Source organism: Prauserella aidingensis (assembly GCF_024171865.1).
GTDB classification, from domain to species: domain Bacteria; phylum Actinomycetota; class Actinomycetes; order Mycobacteriales; family Pseudonocardiaceae; genus Prauserella; species Prauserella aidingensis.
The window spans coordinates 59546-77477 of record NZ_JAMTCN010000008.1 but is presented as its reverse complement, the minus strand read 5'-3'; the positions used below and the strand labels follow the sequence as shown (position 1 = coordinate 77477).

20 protein-coding genes and 1 pseudogene are annotated in these 17932 nt (G+C 70.0%); 11 read left to right on the top strand and 10 right to left on the bottom strand.

Annotated elements, in window-relative coordinates:
• Positions 1–90: 90 nt before the first annotated feature.
• Positions 91–711: a heme-binding beta-barrel domain-containing protein gene (locus LY13_RS11370; protein WP_253828321.1), complete on the top strand. Its 621-nt coding sequence runs from the start codon at positions 91–93 to the stop codon at positions 709–711.
• A gap of 214 nt (positions 712–925) precedes the next feature.
• Here LY13_RS11370 and LY13_RS11365 read toward each other — a convergent pair whose 3' ends face one another.
• Entirely contained in the window at positions 926–1780 is an 855-nt protein-coding gene (locus LY13_RS11365; protein ID WP_253828320.1) for an aminodeoxychorismate lyase, read from the bottom strand.
• A gap of 71 nt (positions 1781–1851) precedes the next feature.
• On the opposite strand from LY13_RS11365, the gene ygfZ reads away from it, so the two are divergent.
• The 3 genes from ygfZ (at position 1852) to LY13_RS11350 (ending at position 4590) form a co-directional block, all read left to right on the top strand.
• Positions 1852–2994: a CAF17-like 4Fe-4S cluster assembly/insertion protein YgfZ gene (ygfZ, locus tag LY13_RS11360; protein WP_253828319.1), complete on the top strand. Its 1143-nt coding sequence runs from the start codon at positions 1852–1854 to the stop codon at positions 2992–2994.
• 70 nt (positions 2995–3064) lie between these two features.
• On the top strand, positions 3065–3652 hold the full coding sequence (locus LY13_RS11355) for an RsiG family protein (RefSeq protein WP_253828318.1): 588 nt from the start codon (positions 3065–3067) through the stop codon (positions 3650–3652).
• Entirely contained in the window at positions 3649–4590 is a 942-nt protein-coding gene (locus tag LY13_RS11350; RefSeq protein WP_253828317.1) for an asparaginase, read from the top strand. Before LY13_RS11355 ends, LY13_RS11350 begins: the two co-directional genes overlap by 4 nt.
• 12 nt (positions 4591–4602) lie before the next feature.
• On the opposite strand, the gene LY13_RS11345 is transcribed toward LY13_RS11350, so the two are convergent.
• Positions 4603–5490, bottom strand: coding sequence for a DUF8083 family protein (locus LY13_RS11345; RefSeq protein ID WP_253828316.1), 888 nt, complete (start codon positions 5488–5490; stop codon positions 4603–4605).
• Between the two features lie 209 nt (positions 5491–5699).
• On the opposite strand from LY13_RS11345, the gene LY13_RS11340 reads away from it, so the two are divergent.
• The 3 genes from LY13_RS11340 (at position 5700) to LY13_RS11330 (ending at position 7833) form a co-directional block, all read left to right on the top strand.
• Positions 5700–5888 (top strand): DUF3073 domain-containing protein, encoded by a 189-nt coding sequence (locus LY13_RS11340; RefSeq protein WP_183648247.1) that lies wholly within the window; start codon positions 5700–5702, stop codon positions 5886–5888.
• An 84-nt stretch (positions 5889–5972) separates the two neighbouring features.
• Positions 5973–6833: a 3-hydroxybutyryl-CoA dehydrogenase gene (locus LY13_RS11335; protein WP_253828315.1), complete on the top strand. Its 861-nt coding sequence runs from the start codon at positions 5973–5975 to the stop codon at positions 6831–6833.
• Between the two features lie 70 nt (positions 6834–6903).
• Positions 6904–7833 (top strand): Gfo/Idh/MocA family protein, encoded by a 930-nt coding sequence (locus LY13_RS11330; RefSeq protein ID WP_253828314.1) that lies wholly within the window; start codon positions 6904–6906, stop codon positions 7831–7833.
• Between the two features lie 101 nt (positions 7834–7934).
• On the opposite strand, the gene LY13_RS11325 is transcribed toward LY13_RS11330, so the two are convergent.
• Complete coding sequence (locus LY13_RS11325) at positions 7935–8357, bottom strand: hypothetical protein (protein WP_253828458.1); 423 nt, start codon at positions 8355–8357, stop codon at positions 7935–7937.
• Between the two features lie 123 nt (positions 8358–8480).
• On the opposite strand from LY13_RS11325, the pseudogene LY13_RS11320 reads away from it, so the two are divergent.
• Positions 8481–8603: pseudogene (locus LY13_RS11320) on the top strand (VanZ family protein); the annotation flags it as partial.
• An 84-nt stretch (positions 8604–8687) separates the two neighbouring features.
• On the opposite strand, the gene arfB reads toward LY13_RS11320, so the two are convergent.
• From arfB to LY13_RS11290, 6 genes are all read right to left on the bottom strand, one after another.
• On the bottom strand, positions 8688–9113 hold the full coding sequence (gene arfB / locus LY13_RS11315; protein ID WP_253828313.1) for an alternative ribosome rescue aminoacyl-tRNA hydrolase ArfB: 426 nt from the start codon (positions 9111–9113) through the stop codon (positions 8688–8690).
• Positions 9114–9197: 84 nt separating this feature from the next.
• Positions 9198–10373: a phosphoribosylformylglycinamidine cyclo-ligase gene (purM, locus tag LY13_RS11310; protein ID WP_253828312.1), complete on the bottom strand. Its 1176-nt coding sequence runs from the start codon at positions 10371–10373 to the stop codon at positions 9198–9200.
• Positions 10374–10532: 159 nt separating this feature from the next.
• Positions 10533–12035 (bottom strand): amidophosphoribosyltransferase, encoded by a 1503-nt coding sequence (gene purF, locus LY13_RS11305; protein WP_253828448.1) that lies wholly within the window; start codon positions 12033–12035, stop codon positions 10533–10535.
• Between the two features lie 314 nt (positions 12036–12349).
• Entirely contained in the window at positions 12350–12742 is a 393-nt protein-coding gene (locus LY13_RS11300) for a hypothetical protein (protein WP_253828311.1), read from the bottom strand.
• The gene (locus LY13_RS11295; protein WP_301298801.1) at positions 12726–12962 is read right to left on the bottom strand and encodes a DUF397 domain-containing protein; all 237 of its coding nucleotides are present in this window, start codon (positions 12960–12962) and stop codon (positions 12726–12728) included. The genes LY13_RS11300 and LY13_RS11295 overlap by 17 nt, the downstream gene beginning before the upstream one ends.
• Positions 12963–13341: 379 nt before the next feature.
• Positions 13342–14205 (bottom strand): Sco1979 family transcriptional regulator, encoded by an 864-nt coding sequence (locus LY13_RS11290; protein ID WP_504964911.1) that lies wholly within the window; start codon positions 14203–14205, stop codon positions 13342–13344.
• 281 nt (positions 14206–14486) lie between these two features.
• Between LY13_RS11290 and LY13_RS11285 the strand changes: the two genes are divergently transcribed.
• The gene (locus LY13_RS11285; protein ID WP_253828310.1) at positions 14487–15341 is read left to right on the top strand and encodes an SAM-dependent methyltransferase; all 855 of its coding nucleotides are present in this window, start codon (positions 14487–14489) and stop codon (positions 15339–15341) included.
• An 11-nt stretch (positions 15342–15352) separates the two neighbouring features.
• Here the strand turns inward: LY13_RS11285 and LY13_RS11280 are convergent, their stop codons facing one another.
• On the bottom strand, positions 15353–15736 hold the full coding sequence (locus LY13_RS11280; RefSeq protein WP_253828309.1) for a sterol carrier family protein: 384 nt from the start codon (positions 15734–15736) through the stop codon (positions 15353–15355).
• Between the two features lie 176 nt (positions 15737–15912).
• On the opposite strand from LY13_RS11280, the gene LY13_RS11275 reads away from it, so the two are divergent.
• The gene (locus tag LY13_RS11275) at positions 15913–16530 is read left to right on the top strand and encodes a type VII secretion system-associated protein (RefSeq protein ID WP_253828308.1); all 618 of its coding nucleotides are present in this window, start codon (positions 15913–15915) and stop codon (positions 16528–16530) included.
• A 409-nt stretch (positions 16531–16939) separates the two neighbouring features.
• The gene (locus LY13_RS11270) at positions 16940–17800 is read left to right on the top strand and encodes a lysozyme (protein WP_253828307.1); all 861 of its coding nucleotides are present in this window, start codon (positions 16940–16942) and stop codon (positions 17798–17800) included.
• The last annotated feature ends 132 nt before the right edge of the window (positions 17801–17932 follow it).

The window sequence follows — 17932 nt, the reverse complement described above, 5'->3', positions numbered from 1 at the left end:
TACGTCGTCTACCGGCTGTACACCGACAGCTGAGTGGGCACGGTTCGTCAGCACAGCACCCGTCACCAACGCTGAGTAAGGCTTACTCCGATGTCGAGCGGCGACGAGGCCATCGAGGCCGCAGCGCAACGCGCCCAGAAGACGGCCCACCGCAACATCCCGCAGCTGGACGATCTGCCGATCCCCGGCGACACGGCCAACCTGCGGGAGGGCGCCGACCTCAACGACGCGTGCCTCGCACTGCTGCCGCTGATCGGCGTGTGGCGCGGCGAGGGTGAGGTCAACTACCCGACGATGGACGAGCCCGCGCGCGTCGCGCAGCAGCTCACCATCGCCCACGACGGCCGCCCGTTCCTGTACCACGAAGCACGGTCCTGGCTGCTCGACGCCGACGGCAACATCATCCGCCCCGCCGCACGCGAGACCGGCTTCTGGCGCCCGCAGGCCGACGACACGATCGAACTCGTGCTGTCGCACTCCTCCGGCATCATCGAGCTGTTCTACGGGCATACCCGCGGGCAGTCCGCGTGGCAGCTCGCCACCGACGCCGTCGTCCGGTCGCAGACGGCCAAGGAGGTCACGGCCGCCGAACGGCTGTACGGGATCATGCCCGACGGCAGCGGCAACCTCGGCTACGTCGAGGAGCGCGCCATGATGGGCCACCCGAAGACCCCGCACGTCTCCCTGGTCCTCGAACGCGTCGTCGGCTGAGGCTCACACCTCCGCCGTCACCCTCCGGGCCACACCTCCGAGCGACACCCGTTCAGCCCAATCTTCGCGCCGCCTGAGGTGCCCCAAGGGCACCTTGGTGGCGTTGAGTGCCACCAATGTGCCCTTGGGGGCGTTCGACCGCCGCGCTGCGATGACTCAGCGTGGTCGCGGTCGCCCACTCGCGCCACGAGAAGGGCGCAGCTGGGCGAGGCGCTCACTCGTACTGGGCGTCGTACGCCTTCGCCAGCTCGGCGTGGATCGACACGGCCGGGTCGTCGGCCAGCCGGACGTCGTCGAGCGTGTGCACCCGCGTCAGCTTGCGTACCGACGACGCCAACATCAGGGCGTCCCCTTCGGCGAGCTCGTCGACCTTGAGCTGGGTGACCTCGGTCTTCCAACCGGCCCGCTCCGCCGCGCGGAACACGTCGCCCTGCGTCGTACCGGGCAGGATGCCGTTCGTCGGCGGCGGCGTGTACAGCGTCCCGCCGCGCGCGAGGACGACGTTCGACGTCGGACCCTCCAGCACGTAGCCCTCGATACTGGTGAAGATGACGTCCTCGGCCCCGCGCCGGCGCGCCTCCCGCTGCGCCGCCATGTTCACCGAGTACGACAACGTCTTCGCACCCAGCAGCAGCCACGGCGCACGCTCCATCAGGTCCGCCTCGAACCCGCGGTTCAACGTGACCACGCCGATACCGTCGCGCCGCGCCTTCTTCGTCGACTCCGCGATCTCCGCGCCGTACGCGAACGCCGTCGGCTTCTCGTCCGGGTCACCGTCGATCCCGCGCGTCAGCACGATCTTCAGCGCGAGCTCCACGTCGGCAGGCCAGTTGTCGATCACCATGCCGATGACGCGTTCCCACGCCTCGCGGTCCGGCGGCGCCATGTCCATCTTCGCCGCCGACCGGGCGAACCGGTCGAGGTGTGCGTCCAGCTCTCGCGGCACGCCGTTCGTGACGAGGATCGTCTCGAAGATGCCGTCACCACGCATCAGGCCCAGGTCGTCGATGCGGATGTGGGCCTGATCGGGGTCGGCGAAGGTGCCGTCGAGGAAAGCGAGGACGCGCATGGGTTCACCGTACCGAGCGGGCCGACGAACGCTACCGACCATCGGCGCGGCCACCGACATACGATCGCGGTATGACGTACTCCTCGCCCCTGTCCGAACTGCCCGGCGCCGTCTCGGCACCCGACGACCACCCGGAGGCGGGTGTGCCGTGGCACTGGGGTGATCCGTTCGCCGAGCAGCGCACCGCCACGCGCGGCGTGGCCGTCGTCGACCGGTCGCACCGGCACGTGATCACCGTCGGCGGTCCGGAACGGCTGTCGTGGCTGCACCTCGTGTTGTCCCAGCACGTCTCCGAGCTGCCCGCCGAGACCGGCACCGAGGCGCTCGTGCTCGACGCCCACGGCCACATCGACGCGCACATGGTCGTCGGCTACACCGGCGACGTCGTCCACCTCGACACCGACCCGGACTCCCACGCCACGAGCGCCATGCCGAACGGCGGCAAGCAGACGCTGATCGACTACCTGCAGGCCATGAAGTTCTGGTCGGACGTCGACATTCGCGATGCGACGGGCGAGTACGCCGTGCTGACGCTCCTCGGCCCCGACGCCGAGCAGACGCTCACCGCACTCGGTGGCGACACGCCCGTGGCGCTGCCCGCCGAGCCGTACGCGATCGCCGCGCTCCCGGGTGGCGGGTTCGCACGCCGCATGCCGTGGCCCGCGCCGCACGCGATCGACCTCCTCGTCCCGCGCGCCGAGCTCGTCGACGTCTGGAAGCGCCTCACGGACGCGGGTGCGCGGCCGGCGGGCTCGTGGGCGTTCGACGCGCTGCGCGTGGAGTCCCAACGGGCGCGCGTGGGCGTCGACACCGACGACCGCACCATTCCGCACGAGGTCGGCTGGATCGGGTCTGCGGCCCACGTCGCGAAGGGCTGCTACCGCGGCCAGGAGACGGTCGCGAAGGTGTTCAACGTCGGCAGGCCGCCACGCAACATGGTGCTGCTGCACCTGGACGGATCGATGGAGGTCTACCCGGAGACGGGCGACCCGGTGCTGCGGGGCGACCGCACCGTGGGCAGGGTCGGCAGCGTCGCCCAGCACCACGAGCTCGGACCGATCGCGTTGGCGCTGGTGAAGCGGTCCACCCCGGTGGACGCTGAGTTGATCACGGGGTCCGGCGACGAGCGACCGCAGGCGGCCATCGACCCGGACTCGGTACCCGAGGAGGGCGCCGCGCCGGGACGCGAGGCCGTGCAGAAGCTGCGAGGGTGACATCATCTCCCGACTTCCCGGAGGCGCGGCGCCTCTGGTCCAGATCGACGACGTAGAGCAGGATGAACCCGTGATCGAAGTCCGGCCCGGCGGGCGACGTCGTATCGACCGCGTCCTCGCACCCGGTTACGCGAGCGAACCGGAGGCACTGCCGCTGCCGACGTTGCGGGAGCGGCGGGACGAGGCCGCCCAGGAGGAGACCGACCTCTCCTACCTGCGCAGACTGCTGCACGCGCGCATCGACATCGTCAAGGCGGAGCAGCTACGGCGCACCTCCGACGACCCCGGTGGCGAGGACGTCGTCGCCCGCCTCACCGCGATCCTGGCCGACAACGCGCTCGGGCCCGCGACCGGTTCGGGCAGGCACCAGACGCTCGAGCCGACGCGGGCAGGTGAGTACCGCCGCGCGGCCGAGGCGCTCGTCGGCGACGCGACCCTGTCGGACGTCGTGTCGCTGTCCGACGACCAGCTCACCGAGACGCTGGATTCGTACCGCAGGCAGGAGGGTTCCGTGTCGCAACGGCGCCGCGAGGTGCAGGCCGTCGTCGACACGTTCAACGCCGAGATCGCCCGTCGGTACGCCCACGGCACCGCGTCGGTCGACGAACTGCTCGACTCCCAGCGTTCCGCCCCCGCCGCCGAGGACGACAACGCATGACCGCACTCGTCGAAGTGGTGCGCTCCGGATTCGTGGAGAGCGTGCACCACGGCAGTCTCGTCGTGACCGCACCCGACGGCACGGTGCGCGCCGCGGTCGGCGACGTCACCGAGCCGGTGTACCCGCGGTCGTCGAACAAGCCGTTGCAGGCGCTGGGCATGCTGCGGGCGGGACTCGACGTGGCCGACGACGACCTGGCGCTCGTGTGCGCGTCGCACAACGGCGAACCCGAGCACGTCGAGCGCGCGCTCACACTCCTGGAGAAGGCGGGCCTCGACGAGGAGGCCCTGCACTGTCCACCCGACACTCCGCGTGGCAAGCCGGCCGCGGAACGCCGCAGGGCCGCGATGAACTGCTCCGGCAAGCACGCGGGGATGCTGTCGACGTGTGTCGCGGCGGGCCGGCCCACCGCGACGTACACCGCCCCCGAGCACCCACTACAGCGTGCGATCGCCGAGACCGTGTCGGAGGTGGCAGGCGAACCGATCGCGTGGACCGGCGTCGACGGGTGCGGCGCCCCGCTGCTGGCCTACTCGCTGACCGGCCTGGCCCGCGCCTTCGGACGGCTGGTCACGGCCGAATCCGGCGACGCCCGGCGGATCGCCGACGCCATGCGGGCGCATCCGTGGCTGGTCGCGGGCACGGGCCGGGAGGACACGGTGCTCATGGAGACCGTGCCCGGACTGCTGATGAAGGGCGGCGCCGAAGGCGTCCACGCGTTCGCGCTGGCCGACGGCACCGCGGTGGCGCTGAAGATCGCCGACGGCAACGCGCGCGCCCGCGAACCGATCCTGGTCGAGGCGTTGCGGCTGCTGGGCAAGACGCCGACCGGCGAGGCCGTCGACCGCATGGCGGTCGGTGCAGGCGTCGTCACGGGAGCTGACCGCGACGTCGGCTCACTCCGCGTCACCACAGCGCTGGCGGACGCGTTGCAGTAGCGGTCGTCACTCTCAGTTGAAGCGTTCGCGGGCGGCGAGTTCGCCCCAGTAGTCGCGCAACGTCTGGAAGATCTCGCCGACCTCGTCGACGTCGCCGTTGCGCAGCGCCTCGAGCAGCATGTGCACCTCGTCGGCGGAGGTGTCCGACTCGAGCGTCAGGTCGTCGACGAGCTGCACCAGCCCGCCGTAGTCGAGCTCGACGGCCGACGCCGGGTGGAAGTTCGCCAGCCACCGGTGCGTCTCGCTGAGGATCTGCACCGGCCCCGCGTCCTCGCCGAGCGCGTTGCCGACCAGCTCCTCGGCCTCACCGACCCGGCGCAACGCGTCGGTCATCGGTACGCGCCACGACAGTTCGCGCTTCGGGTCGGCCCTGCCGGAGCCGAGTTCGAGCCGGAACTGCCGCGGGTCGACGAGCGAGAACCACGGCAGCGGCACGGTCCACGTGGTGGACAGCACGTGCATCGACGTGCCGTGGAGGTCGCGCAGCGCGGAGTTGGCGCGCGACTTGATCCGGTCCTCCGGCGCCCCGAGCGCGTCGACGACGACGCCCTTCAGCGCCGGGTGCGCCTCGCCCAGGAACCCTACGAGCGCCGCCGCCGACCGCGGGCGGATCTCCAGCGGGCAGACGAGCGGCCCCGGCCCGACCTCGGCGCTCGCCTCGGTCGGCACCTCCGCCGGATCGAGCACCAGCACGTCCGGTAGCGAGGACGGCTCCTTGGGCAGCATCCGCGGCTGCTCGCCGGCCTGTGACTTCAGCCACATGAGCATCTCGCGTTCGCTCGCATCGGGCCGCGTCAGTGCAGCCTCCTCGACCGCACGAGACAGCCGCTCGTCCGGCGGCTCACCGAAGGCGACGAGCGGTTCGTAAACCCGCAGATAAGCGACGAAGGGTCGGAGCACCCCGGAATCCTGGCACGTCGCCCACCCGGCGCGGGCATCGGCTGGCCCGTTCGAGGGTGATCTTCATAGGTGTCGCGTCTCGCACACCGCGCCACGTCGCGTCCGGCCCGGGGGACACGGTACGGTGTCCTCTAGGAAATAGTTGTCGAGACGACGCGGGGCCGCCGATTTCCCCCGGCCGCCCCGCCCCTGCGCAAGGGGGTCGAGCCATGGGGCGCGGCCGAGCTAAGGCCAAGCAGACGAAAGTGGCCCGGGAGCTCAAGTACAGCGTTCCCACCACGGACCTCGAGGCACTTCAGCGAGAGCTGTCGAGCAACTCCTCGGACCAGAACGGCCATGAGGACGAGGAGCGGTACGAAGACCCGTACGACGACGGGTACGACGACTACCGTCGATGACGCAGGCGAATGCGGGGGTGGCACCGAGCGATCGGTGACCACCCCCGCATTCCGCGTGCCCAATGACACCTCAAGGGAGAGAACGTGCCGGATATCCAGCGGATCGGTGTTGTCGGTGCGGGCCTGATGGGCTCGGGTATCGCCGAGGTACACGCGAGGGCAGGGCTGGACGTCGTGGTGAACGAGGTCAGCCAGTCGGCGCTGGACGCCGGGAAGAGCAAGATCGAGAAGTCACTGCAACGTGCGGCGAAGGCGGGCAAGATCGCCGACGCCGACGTCGATGCGACCCTCGGGCGGCTGACCTTCACCACCGACATCGAGGCGTTCGCCGACCGTGACTTCGTCGTCGAGGCCATCCTCGAGCAGGAGCAGGCCAAGACGGAGCTGTTCGGCAGGCTCGACGAGGTCGTGACCGGTGACGGCGCGATCCTGGCTTCGAACACGTCCTCCATCCCGATCATGAAGCTGGGCATGGCGACCCAGCGACCGGAGCACGTCGTCGGCGTGCACTTCTTCAACCCGGTCCCGGTGCTGCCGCTCGTGGAGCTGGTGGCGTCGGTGCGCACGGCCGACGACGTCGTGGCGCGCGCCGAGGCGCACGTCACGGGCACGCTCGGCAAGACCGCGATCCACTGCCAGGACCGCGCCGGCTTCATCGTCAACGCACTGCTCGTGCCGTACCTGTTGTCGGCGATCCGCATGTACGAGGCCGGGTTCGCCTCGGCCGAGGACATCGACGAGGGCATGGAGAAGGGCACGGCCCACCCGATGGGACCGCTGCGGCTGTCGGACATGGTCGGCCTGGACACGATCAAGGCCATCGCCGACTCGATGTACGACGAGTACAAGGAGCCGACGTACGCGGCACCGCCGCTGCTCATGCGCATGGTCGACGCCGGCATGCTGGGCAAGAAGTCCGGCCGCGGGTTCTACGACTACAGCTGAGCGTCCCGGGCGGGGTCGGTCCTGATCACCGGCCGCCCGCGTCGGCGCCGGGGGTCCTACGCTGCGGGGCATGAGCGACACGCAGCTGCGGGTCGGCCTCGTCGGCGGTGGGCCGTGGGCACGGACCGTGCACGCGCCGGGGCTGGCGGACCATCCGGCGACGAAACTCGAAGCCGTCTGGACGCGACGTCCCGAGGTGGCGCGCGAGCTCGCCGACCAGCACGGCGCGCGGGCGGCCGGCACGTTCGACGACCTGCTGGACGGGGTCGACGCCGTCGCCTTCGCGGTCCCGCCGTCGGTGCAGGGCGGGTTCGCGGAACGGGCTGCACGGGCGGGTAAGCACGTCGTCCTCGAGAAGCCGCTGGCCGGTGACCTCGAGACGGCCGAGCGGGTCGCCGCCGCGGTCGGCGATGCGGGTGTGGCGTCGCTGATGATGCTGACGATGCGCTACACCCAGCACACCCGCGAGTGGCTTGCCGGCATCCGTGAGGCGGGCGGCTGGACGGGAGGCGCCGCACGGTGGCTGTCCGGGGCGCTGCTGGGCGACACGTACGGCGGTGCCGGGTGGCGCGCCACCGACGGCGTGCTGGTGGACGTCGGGCCACACGTGATCGACCTGATGGACGCGGCCCTCGGGCCGGTCACCGACGTCGTGGCCGCCCATCGGACGGATGCCGACCTGTGGCACATCGTGCTCGCACACACCGGAGGGGCGACGTCGACGGTCAGCATGTCGACCCGCGTCCCCGTGCAGCCGACCGCGGCGGAGTTCACGGTCTACGGCGAGCACGGGCTGCGGACGCTCGCGCGCTCTCGCGGTGCGGCCGAGGCCTACACGGCGTTGCTCGACGACTTCGCGGCGCTCATCGACACGGGCGTCCGCGGCCACGAGTGCGACGCCGCCCGCGGCGTCCACCTGCAACGTGTCCTCACCGACTGCCTGCGCGCAGCCGAAACGATTTCGGATAATTCCGCCGGAACCGGCCACCACCGGACGTGATCACTCTTTCGTGGATATTCCGGTCGCCACCGAGAACGCATCGACGATGCCACCATCCGGCGACCACGAAACGGCGACAAGAATTCGCCCAGCCGGACCACCTACGAACGGATGGCGGCCGACGCGGCCGGATTCACCACCGGGAACACCCTGTTAATGCCGGGAAAGCACCGCTGAAACACCACCCCGGGAATTGCGGAAAATCGCGGTCTCGATACCACCGACGTCGAGGTTGCGGCAAGTTCGAAAACGTCACCACGGCCCTCCCTGTGCGCCCGCGTGCTCACTTTGCCATTCTTCTCGTGGCACGCGAAAAGCAAGGGGGTCCGCCGCGTGGAATTCTTGCTGCACCATTTCGGCCGACTCATTCCGGTCGGCCTGACGATGTTGGTTCCGGCGTCGGCGGCGTGGCTGATGCTCCTCTCCCGCAGGCGCCGCCGACTTCCGGCGTGGCGGGCGTTCACGACGGCGACTCTCGACACGGCGATCGCAGTGGTGACCTGCTGGATACTGCTGCTGGTCACGGTTCCGACGGCGGGGAAAGCCGGGTTCACGTCGTCCCCGGCACGGATCTGCTGCCCGTGGCCGCCGACAGGGAGGCCGCGTGGCAGGTCGCCGCGAACCTCGGGCTGCTGCTGCCGCCTGCGATGCTGCTGCCGCTGCGATGGACGTGGTGGCGGAGCACCCGCCGCACCACGGCGTCGGCGTTCGTCGCGTCGTGTGGCATCGAGCTGATGCAGTACGTCGCCGGCATCGGGCGGGTCGCCTCCGTCGACGACGTCCTGGTGAACACGGCGGGCGCGACGGCGGGCGTCACGGTCGCACTGTGGATCCTCGACGTGGCGCCGGGCCGTTCAGTCGTCGTGGCGGGCGCGCCGGTTGCGTTTGACGTCCGAGCGGCGTTTCTTCGCGGCGATCCGCCGTTCCTTCGATCCCCGCGTCGGTTTCGTCGGCTTGCGTGGCGTGGGCGGCGGCGCGGCCGCATCGCGCAGCACGTTCACCAACCGCTCCCGGGCGGCCTGCCGGTTACGGAGCTGCTCCCGGTGCTCGGCGGCCACGACCGTGAGCACCCCGTCGACCAGCCGCCGGTCGAGGCGGGCCAGCAGCCGTGACCGCAGCGACTCCGGCACCGCGGCCGACCGCGCCACGTCGAACGACAACTCGACGCGCGACGACGTCGTGTTGACCCCTTGACCGCCGGGGCCCGAGGCGCGCGTGAACCGCTCCGCCAGCTCCCCCTCGGGGACGACGAAGCCCGATGTCACACGCAGCTCGTTCACGTCAGCCACGATGACCCGTCCCACCGGGATGTGTCGACCGGATTCCGGACGCGGCGCCGACGGTGGGACGCGGGCCGGTGGTGATCAGAACCGCGGGTGTTCACCGGACAGCACGGCGCGCGACCCGTCGGCGGTGTCGCCGTCGGCCGTCTTGACCTCGCCGAGCACCCACGCGGGCACGTGCCGCGCGGTGAGCACGGCCAGCGCGCGGTCGACGTCCTCGGCCGCGACGACGGCGACCATGCCGACGCCCATGTTGAACGTCTTCTCCATCTCGGCGCGGTCGACCTTGCCGCGCTGCTGGATCACCGCGAACACGGGCGCGGGCGTCCACGACCCGCGGTCGAGGTGGGCGACGAGGCCCTGCGGCAGCACGCGCTCGAGGTTCGCCTCGAGGCCGCCGCCCGTGATGTGCGCGAACGTGCGCACGCCCGCCTCGGCGACGAGCGCAAGGCAGTCCTTGGCGTAGATGCGCGTCGGTTCGAGCAGTTCCTCACCGAGGGTGCGGCCGAGCTCCTCGACGTGCCCTTCCAGTGGCAGCCGCGCGCTGTCGAGCAGCACGTGCCTGGCCAGCGAGTAGCCGTTGGAGTGCAGGCCGGACGAGCCCATGGCGATGACGGCGTCGCCGGGACGTACCCGGTCGGGGCTGAGGACGTCGGCCGCCTCGACCGCGCCGACACCGGTCGCGGAGATGTCGTACTCGTGCTCGGCCATCATGCCGGGGTGCTCGGCGGTCTCCCCGCCCAACAGTGCGCAGCCCGCCTGGACGCAGCCCTCGGAGATGCCCTCGACGAGCGCGGCGATCCGCTCGGGGACGACCTTGCCGACGGCGATGTAGTCCTGCAGGAACAGTGGCTCCGCACCCGTCACGACGAGGTCGTCGACGACCATCGCGACCAGGTCGATGCCGACGGTGTCGTGCTTGTCGAGCGCCTGCGCGACCGCGATCTTCGTGCCCACGCCGTCGGTCGACGACGCGAGCAGCGGTTCCTTCCAGCGGTCGAGCTTCAACGAGAACAGCCCGGCGAAGCCGCCGACTCCGCCGACGACCTCCGGCCGGGTCGCCCGCGCGGCGTGGGGCTTCAGCAGCTCGACGGCGTCGTCGCCCGCGTCGATGTCGACGCCCGCCGCGGCATACGTCGCACCGGCACCTCCGGCGCCTGCGCTGTCGGCGCCTGCGCTGTCGGCACCGGCCTTCTCGACACCTGCCTTCTCGGCACCGGGGTCGGCAACGACCGGCTCGTGGCCAGACTCGCTCATCGGGACGCGGACTCCTCACTCGGCATTACTGCGGCACGCGATGCCCCAAGGGCACCTTCGGGGCACTCAACGCCCCGGGGGCTCCACCTGACTCGGCGTGCCCCCAGGGGCACCTTGGTCGCACCGAATGCAACCAAAGTGCCCTTGGGGGCGAGAAAGCTACGGACGCCCGACGGCGTCCTCGGCACCGTACCCCGCATCCACGACGGGCAGTTCCCGTGATGCCCCACCGAGGTTCTCGAGCATGTGCTTGCCGATGACCGCCTCGTCGGGCAGGGCCACGGGGTACTCGCCGTCGAAGCACGCCGCGCACACTCGGTTGCGCGGCTGCTCGGCCGCCGCGACGAGCGAGTCCACCGACGCGTACCCGAGCGAATCGGCGCCGATGGCGCGGCGGATCCCGTCGAGGTCGGCGCCGTTGGCGACGAGTTCGGCACGCGAGGCGAAGTCGATGCCGTAGAAGCACGGCCAGCGGACCGGCGGCGAGGCGATCCGTACGTGCACCTCGACGGCACCCGATTCGCGCAGCATGCGAACCAGCGCACGCTGGGTGTTGCCGCGCACGATCGAGTCGTCGACCACGACGAGGCGCTTGCCGCGGATCACGTCGCGCAACGGGTTCAGCTTCAGCCGGATGCCGAGTTGCCGAATCGTCTGCGACGGCTGGATGAACGTGCGGCCGACGTAGCTGTTCTTGACCAGGCCCTGCCCGTAGGGGATGCCGGACGCCTGGGCGTAGCCGATCGCGGCGGGGGTGCCGGATTCGGGCACGGGAATGACCAGGTCGGCGTCGGCGGGGTACTCGTCGGCGAGCCTGCGGCCGATGTCGACGCGCGTGGCGTGGACGCTGCGGCCGGAGATCGACGTGTCGGGCCGCGCCAGGTAGACGTACTCGAAGATGCAGCCCTTGGGCTCGGGGCTGGCGAACCGCGTGGAGCGGATGCCGTCGGCGTCGATAGCGATGAGCTCACCGGGCTCGACCTCGCGGACGAACGAGGCGCCGACGATGTCGAGTGCTGCGGTCTCACTCGCGGCGACCCAGCCGCGCTCGAGGCGGCCGAGCACGAGCGGGCGGAATCCCTGCGGGTCGCGTGCGGCGTACAGCGTCGACTCGTCGGAGAACGTCAGGCAGAACGCGCCGCGCAGCGTCGGCAGCAGCTCGGCGGCGGCGACCTCGATGCCCTTGTCGGCGGCGGTCGCCGCCAGCAGCCCGCAGATGAGGTCCGAGTCGGTGGTGGCGCCGTTCTTGCTGACGACGCCGAGTTCGCGGGCGCGTTCGTGCAACTCGTGGGTGTTGACGAGGTTGCCGTTGTGGCCGAGCGCGATGCCGGTGCCCGCACCGGTGGTGCGGAACGTCGGCTGGGCGTTCTCCCAGCTGCCGCCGCCGGTGGTGGAGTAGCGGCAGTGCCCGACGGCGACGTGCCCCTGCAGCGACGACAGCGACTTCTCGTCGAACACCTGGCTGACGAGGCCGAGGTCCTTGAACACCACGACGTGGCGCCCGTCTCCCGCCGAGATGCCCGCAGCCTCCTGGCCGCGGTGCTGCAACGCGTAGAGCCCGTAGTAGGTCAGCTTCGCGACGTCCTCCCCCGGAGCCCACACGCCGAACACACCGCATTCCTCACGGGGTTCGGTTTCGAGGTCCGATGCGGGGTCGGTGATCGACTCCGACGACGGTTCGTGGTGGTCGCGCAGGTCGTCGTGCCTGTCGTTGTGCACCGAGGGGCTCCCCTGAGGACGAGAACGGGCCGCCTCCAGTCTAGTCCGCGGAGGCGGCCCGTTCGGGGTGAGATGGCGCTCAGACCGGACGTCACAGCGACGAGGGGGGGAGGTGCACTGCACCGCCACGGTCTGAGCGCCGACCTGGGGACACGACGGGAGAATCCGGCCGTGTCGGGACGCGGGCTCGGCGTGATCGCACTCGGACACCGCGTCCGTGTCGGTTCGTCGTATGGATTTGTCGTTCCGGCCGAGGGTCAGGCGGTGGCCTGGAGCCACTTCGCGCGGCCCGATCCGTTCGGCACCCAGCAGCCCTTGCCCATCCGGTGCGACGGCGCCGGCTCGGCGTACTCGTCGTCCGGGAGCTCCAGCAGCTCGTCGACCACGCTGTCCATGTCGCCGTTGCGCCGCCAGAGGATCTGCTTGGGCTCGAGGATGTTCGGCTCGTCGTAGGGCATCCGGGTGGCGGTGACGTCGTCCTCGGCGTCGAGCCGGACGACGTCGACCACGGTCTCGTGCATCCGCACGCCGACGACGGTCACGAGCTCACCGTCGGCGTCACGGGGGTGCACGAAGCGGTAGCCGCGTGCGATGAGCCTGCCGAGGGTCGCCTCGACCTCGCTGTGGGCCAGCTCAGGCGAGCATGTCATCGAACTCGCCGTCCTTCACGCCCGAGACGAAGGCTTCGATCTCCGCGCGGGTGTAGACGAGAGCCGGACCCTGAGGATCACGGGAGTTCCGCATGGCGATGTCGCCACCGGCGAGGGGCGCCACCTCGACGCAGTTGCCCATCGCGCCGCTGTACCGGCTCTTGCGCCACTGCGCGCCGGTGAGCAACTCCGAGGAGATGCCGTTCTCGATCCGCTGCATGATCCTCACCTTCCCGACTTTCAACCTTTGGAGGATGCATCTGCACGTGCATTGACGTGTGCATCGAAGTTAGCACGCGCTGGTGCTCGTGTGAATGCACGTGCATAAGCCCGTGATCCTCTTCACCCGAATGCAACGCAGAGCAGAAATTGCAGGTCACAGCCGGTTTCTTCGAGGCAGCGACCGTTAACGTGCGACGAGCGGGATCACGGCTGCGACGAGCGGTGGATCTTCATCGGCGAGCGGCTGGACGCAATGCGGACACCTGCCCGAGTTTCACTCGGCACGGCGAACGATCACACAGCGTGTCGGGACTTGGCTCCGCGTCATGGTCCGCGCCGAGGGCTCACGGCCACCCGACGCGCGGAACTCGGCGAGCTCAGGTATCCGCGCGAGCCTTCAGCATCATCTGCCGGGAGCGGTCCGGCGTCTCGGCATCGACCGCCAGGCGGTCGAGGGAGCGGCCGATGAGCTCGACGTCGTCGGGCTTGTCCAGGTAGACGCCGCCCGCGATGTGCTCGACGTAGCCGATGTTCGGCAACTCCGGCTCGGAGAACCGCAGCAGCGTGAACGAACCCTCCGCGGCGTAACCGCTGCGCTCGTACGGCACGACCTGCACGGTGATGTGCGGCATCGCCGTCAGCTCGAGTACCTGGTCCAGCTGCGCACGGTGGACCTCCCTGCCGCCGATCGGCCGGTACAGCACCGACTCGTCGACCACGGCCCACAGTTTCGGGGCGTCCGGCCGGAACAGCAGCCGCTGCCTGCGCATGCGCAGCCGCACCCGAGCGTCGGCAGCCTCGGAGGCGTGCTCCGGCAGGCCGTGGGTCATGATCGCCCGGGCGTACTCCCTGGTCTGGAGGAGCCCGGGGAAGAACTGCAGCTCGTAGGTCTGGATGCGAGCCGCGGCCTCTTCGAGCCCGACGAAGTCGTCGAACCAGCGCGGCATGTAGTCGTTGAACTTCTGCCACCAGCCCGGCTGCGAGGACTGGTCCACCAGCTCGAGGAAGTTCGCGCGCTGGGTCTGGTCCTGCACGCCGTAGAGCGTGAGCAGGTCCTCGACGTCACGGCCCTTGAACTTGACGCGCCCCAGCTCGAGACGGCTGATCTTCGATTCCGACGCGCGGATGTGGTAACCGGCGTCGGCGCGCGAATACCCTGCGGCCTCACGGAGCCTGCGCAGCTGGGAGCCGAGGATCATGCGCCGCGCGGTCGGACCCTTGTCGTCGGTGGTGTCCTGCACGGCGGCCTGGACGGGTGAGGGAGCTCCGGTTGCGGACGGCCCGGTCGGCCACGAAGCCTCTGATCCGGGTGTCATATCAGCCGTTTGTCCCCTTCATCCGCAAGTCGGTAACCCACACGTGCCCGTCGCTGGCTGGAACGATCATCGTAACGCAGCAGATTCAACCGGACATTCAACGTAGGCGCCCCCGGCCGGGCTATCAAGTCCGACAGCGCCCCTGTCGATGTTTACTCTCCCACGTTTGTCCGACTACCCTGTGTGCGCTCGACGTCCCCAGCCGAATGCGAGGTTGCCCTCCCGTGCCCACCGGCCCCTTTCCACAGACCGAACGTGCTCCCGTCGGGGTGGACCCCACGCGGGCGAGCATCGCGCGGGTCTACGACGCCTTCCTCGGCGGCAAGGACAACTACGAGATCGACCGCGAGGTCCGCGACGGCGTCCTCTCGGAGGCGCCCTACGCCGAGCACCTCGCGATCGAGAACCGTGACTTCCTGATCCGCTCGGTGCGGTTCCTCGCCCAGCAGACCGGCATCACGCAGTACCTCGACTGCGGTTCCGGCCTGCCCACGGCGGAGAACACGCACCAGGTGGTCCAGCGGGTCATCCCCGACGCCGAGGTCGTCTACGTCGACAACGACCCGGTCGTCCTCGCCCACGGTCGCGCGCTGCTGGAGGAGAACGAGCAGACCACGCTCGTCGGCGCCGACATCTTCGACCCCGAGGACGTGCTCGACAACGAGGTCGTGCAGGAGCGCCTGGACTTCACGCAGCCGATCGCGCTGCTGCACATCGGCACCCTGCATCACTTCGAGGGCCCGCCCGAGGGGCCCGCGGAGATCATGCGCCGCTTCTACGAGCGCCTGCCCTCCGGCTCGTTCGTCGCGATCAGCCACTTCATGGACCCGGAGAACGAGCACACACCGATGGCCCGGCGTGCGGAGGACAAGTTCCGCCACAGCCCGATGGGCTCGGGAACCTTCCGCACCCGTGACGAGATCCGCGCGCTGTTCGGCGACCTCGAACTCGTCGAGCCCGGCGTCATCCGGCTCGCCGACTGGTGGCAGGACGGGCCGCGACTCACGCCCCTCAACGAGGCGCAGCACTGCATCGGCGGAGGCGTCGCCCGCAAACCGTGACGCCTGCGGCGTCACACCCGGACGACGGGCAGCCAGTGCGAGACGTCGGCGCGGGCTCCGGACGCGGCGACCAGGCCACGGTCGACCGCGTCCGCCCACGGCAGCCTTCCCGTGGCGAGTTCCAGCCAGGTGCGGGGATCGGTCTCGACGACGTTCGGCGGCGTGCCGCGCGTGTGCTTCGGCCCCTCGACGCACTGCACGGCGCCGAACGGCGGCACTCGCACCTCGACGCTGTGTCCCGGTGCGACTGCCGCGAGGGTGCGCAGGCTGAGGCGGACGGCGGAGGCCAGCTGCTTCCGATCCGGGTCGTCCGGATCGGTGCCGTCCAGCCAGGCGGTCACGCTCCGGACAGCGTGTCGTAACTCTTCGGGATCGACCGAGCGTGATGCGGGCATGTGTCCACACTAGAGTGGGCCTCGACCGGACGCGGCGGGCTTCGTCGCGGGCGCGGCCGAACGCGAGCCGCGCCCCGTGGACGCGCGGCGGCGGTGGTACGGACAGCGGTGGCAGGGCGGCGCACCTACGGGAAGCGCGAGCGCCGACGGCGCGGGCAGTGAACGTGGAGAGCTACATGGAGCAGCGGGACGACGCGAACCGGCTGGTACCGGGAGAGCCCCAGCACCGGCCGGGCCGCAACCCCAAGATCACCAAGGAGATGCGGGCCAACGCGCGCGCGAACCCCAACAGCTGGCTGTACGTGATCGACGAGGCGTTCGACCCGGCGGGCCGCGTGCCCTCCTGGGCGGTCGTCGGTGCTTATCCGGTGAACAACGAAGGCGAGATCGTGGAGGACTTCCACCCCAACGACCGGTACCGACCGTCCCCGAAGGCGCTCGGCTACCCGGAGCCCGCGTCCGATCTGGAACGGCTTCTGCAGCTGGTGCACACCAAGCACCACCCGCCCGAGGATCTTCCGCCGGTGATCCTGGACGCGACGCTGTTCGTCTACGCCCTCTCGCCCGTTCAGCGCACCGTCATCGGGTTCCACAACGCCGACGGGCGCATCCTGGTGCCCGCGTACACGCAGAAGTCGCTGGTTCCGGCCGAGTGGCCGCACGCGCGCGCGGTCCTCGGCCGCGACGTCGTCGACCTGTTGGGCGAGTACCCGCTGGCGATCAACCCGCACGACCTCGTGACGGCCGTGGTCCCGGCACACCACCTGCGGCACGCACTCGCACAGGAGCAGTGACCCCGGTACGGGTGACGCCGGGCGTGCTGCCGGCGCCCGTGATCCCGGTGTGGTGACTTCGTCCGCCGGGAACGTCCCCGTTCGCCGCACGGACCACGCCTCCCTCCGTCCGGGAATCACGCGGTGGCGCTATATACCCGAAGTACGAAAATGCAAACCGGCTTTCACTCGAACGAATCACGACCAGAGTATTTCCGGCCGAACAACGTCACCCGAACAGTGCCCACTCCCGCCGCGAGTGGGCGTTTTCCCGCCCAGGGGACAATTCCGGAAGTCCATCACCCACGCGTAGCGGAGATTTCACGCCAACTAGTGACAAAGTTCGCGACGTCCTATAACAATCAACGCCCGAGCGGCTACCTGCAGTAAGCCGTTCATCGCGAGGGCACATTGTGAAGGGATACGTCGCATGTCCACTGTTCGAAGAATGTGGCGGCGGATAACCGCTGCCGTTGTGACCGGTTCTGTCGGTGCGCTCCTGCTCGGCACACTGACGCCGGCGAATGCCGCTCCGGCGGATGCGTTCGAGATCGGGAACCACGAGATGGGATCCCAGATCGCCAAGGTGGAAGGCGAGCTGTCCACAGTGGCGAGCAAGGCGAAGGCTCTGCTGCCGCAGGGCGTGACCTCCGACGGGGTGCGCGCCCAGGCCACGGTGGCCGGTATCGACGTCGCCAGTCACCAGGGCAACGTCGACTGGAATCACTGGTGGGGCCAGGGAAAGCGGTTCGCGTACGTCAAGGCCACGGAAGCGACCAGCTACACGAATCCGTACTTCGCCCAGCAGTACAACGGCTCCTACAACGTCGGCATGATCCGCGGTGCGTACCACTTCGCGGTGCCGAACTCCTCGTCCGGAAGGGCGCAGGCGAACTACTTCGTGGACAACGGCGGCGGCTGGTCCGGGGACGGCAAGACCCTGCCCGGCGCCCTGGACATGGAGTACAACCCCTACGGCAACGACCCGTGCTACGGCATGAACCAGGCACAGATGGGCGCGTGGATCCGGGACTTCCACGACACGTACCACGCTCGTACCGGCCGCTGGCCCGTCATCTACACGTCGACGAGCTGGTGGAACATGTGCGTCGGCTCGGCGCAGTCGTTCGGTGACACCGTGCCGCTGTGGGTCGCGCGGTACGCCGACTCCGTCGGCTCGCTGCCCAACGGCTGGAATTACCACACCATCTGGCAGTACACGTCCAGTCCGCTCGACCAGAACTCGTTCAACGGCGCCTACGACCGGTTGCAGGCGCTCGCGAACGGCTGAACACCGGCGTGACGGCAGGCCCGGCACCGGCGTGGTCCACACCACCCGGGCCGGGCCTGCTCCAGCCGCGCCGGGCAGGTCGACCGAGCCACCCTCATCGGCGAGGCGCAGGAGAGCGGTGACACGGCCACC